This window comes from uncultured Corynebacterium sp. (assembly GCF_902782855.1).
GTDB lineage: Bacteria > Actinomycetota > Actinomycetes > Mycobacteriales > Mycobacteriaceae > Corynebacterium.
The window spans coordinates 1-2,329 of record NZ_CACZOO010000280.1; the positions used below are offsets into that span (position 1 = coordinate 1).

Below are 2,329 nucleotides of genomic sequence, written 5' to 3' on the forward strand. Positions count from 1 at the left end.
CCGGCAGGGTCGTGTCGTTGACGAGCCACTGTCTGATCCAGTCGACGAAGACCGCCCACTGGCCGGTGACCAGCAGGATGCCGACGACGACCAGCAGTGCCCCGCCGACCATCTGGAGGGTACGGGAATGCCGGCGCAGCCAACCGACCCCGCGCAGCGCCTTCGACGAACCGAGCGCGACGAGGATGAACGGGACGCCGAGACCGAGACAGTACGCGAGGATCAGCAGCACGCCGCGGGCGGCGGTCATGCCCTCGGTACCGGCCGACACCGAGATGATGGCGGAGAGCGTGGGGCCCAGACACGGCGTCCACCCGAGGGCGAAGACGGCACCGAGCAGCGGCGCGCCGGCAAGCGTCGACCACCGGCGGGGGGTCATCCGCGTATCGGTCTGCAGCGGGCGGATGAAACCCATGAAGATCACACCCATGAGAATGGTCACCACCCCGCCGATACGCATGAGCAGGTCCTGGTTGACCTGGATCGCGCGGATCGCGCCGAAGACCGTCGCGGTGGCGAGGCAGAAGACGACGGTGAACCCGGCGACGAAGAGCAGGGCGGCGCCACCGGCGCGTCCCCGCCGCGTCGTCACCACGGTACCGTCGGCGGTGTACTCGGCCTCCGCACCGACGACGCCGGCGAGGTAGGAGACGTAGCCGGGGACCAGGGGAATCACGCACGGGGACGCGAAGGAGACCAGTCCGGCAGCGGCGGCGGCCAACAGGCCGAGCAGTAGCGGGCCGGTCGTCACGGCATCCGCGAAGGTGCTTCCCAGGTCACTCATTGAGCAGCGGCTCCACGGCGTCCCAGAGTTCCTCGGTCGTGATCTCCTGCAGGAAGACCTTCGCCGGACGGTGCTTCTTGTCCAGGACGATCGTCGTCGGGATGACGGACGCCGGGATCCCGCCGAGGGCGAGGGCCGACTTGAACGGCGGGTCGTAGATCGAGGGATAGGTCATGCCGCTGTCCTCATGGAAGTCCTGGGCCTTGGCACGTGCCGTGTCGCGGACGTTGATGCCGAGAACCGTTCCCCGGCCGTCCTTCTCCAGCCGTTCCTGCACGGTCTGCAGGTCATCGGATTCCGAGCGGCACGGCCCGCACCACTGCCCCCAGGCGTTGAGGACGACGACCTCGCCCTCGAAATCCCTGAGGCCGACGGTAGTACCCGGTTCCATGAGGGAATCACCCTCCAGATCGCCGATCTCCCGGCGGTCGCCCTCATCGTAGGTGATCACCGTCTGGCCGCCGGGTGAGACGAACTTGAACTCCCCGCCGATGGCGACGGCGTCCTTCCCGGCGGTGGAGTCCTCACCGCAGGCTGCGGCACCGAACAGGACACCCACCACCAGGGAGGACGCCGCTACGGCCCGGGCGGTCCCCGACACGTTCAGCATCTCAGATCTCCTGCGCGGGTTCGGAGTAGATGAAGTCGGTGAGCTCGTCACCGTCGAAGACGAGGGAGGAGACGGAGGCGAGGTTGCAGCGACGGCTGGCCGGGTTGTGCTGCAGCGGCAGGCCCTGGACGTCGCGCTGGACGCAGACCACCGGCAGCTGGTGGGAGACGCACACGGCCTCGTGGCCCTCGGCGGCGCGTCGGGCACGGTCCACGGCGGCCCACATCCGGTCGAGGATCCGCGGGTAGGGCTCACCCCAGCTCGGGACGCTCGGATTGGTCAGCATCGGCCAGCGCTTCGGGTTCCACAGGGCGGAACGGATGCCTTTGATGTGCAGCCCCTCGAGCCGGTTTCCCGCCTCAAGCAGGTCATCGTCAGTGACAAGGTCGAGCTGCGCACCGCTCCGGTTACCGTTGACGGCGTCCAGGATCGGGGCGACCGTCTCCTGCGCACGCTGGAGCGGGGACGCGGCGACGTAGGTGATGTCGTGGTCCCCGAGGTCGGCGGCGACGGCGGCGGCCATCTGCCGGCCACGGACACTGAGGTGCCAGCCGGGGAGACGCCCGTAGAGGATGCGGTCCGGATTGTGGACCTCGCCGTGACGGACGAGGTGGACGATCGTGCTCATGGGTTTTCAGCGTACCTGGCGTGGTGCTGAGGTCATAAGTGTGCGACGGCGTCCCCGGACCCCGGCACGTAGCGGTCGACCGTCCGACGGTTTCTCATTTGAGATCCGGCGGTACGGCACTCATCTCTCGCTTACCCCGTTCACGCTCATCTCGCGCTTACCCCGTTCACCCTCATCTCGCGCTCAACCCGTTCACCTGGGGTGCACCCTCACACGGCAGGCAGGTGACACCGTCCTCTCGTGTGAGGGGCGCACCGGAAGTGAACCGGTGCCCTCCGCTGTCCCCCGCCGACACTGTCACCCCTCG

3 protein-coding genes are annotated in these 2,329 nt (G+C 68.3%); all 3 read right to left on the bottom strand.

Features of this window, described 5'->3' with window-relative positions; all coding sequences use genetic code 11:
* A partial coding sequence (locus QZV72_RS11485; protein WP_297008609.1) for a cytochrome c biogenesis CcdA family protein occupies positions 1-784 on the bottom strand: 784 nt, incomplete at its 3' end.
* Positions 777-1,394, bottom strand: coding sequence for a TlpA disulfide reductase family protein (locus QZV72_RS11490; protein ID WP_297008611.1), 618 nt, complete (start codon positions 1,392-1,394; stop codon positions 777-779). The genes QZV72_RS11490 and QZV72_RS11485, both read right to left, overlap by 8 nt.
* A gap of 1 nt (position 1,395) precedes the next feature.
* On the bottom strand, positions 1,396-2,022 hold the full coding sequence (locus QZV72_RS11495; RefSeq protein WP_297008613.1) for a histidine phosphatase family protein: 627 nt from the start codon (positions 2,020-2,022) through the stop codon (positions 1,396-1,398).
* Positions 2,023-2,329: the final 307 nt, after the last annotated feature.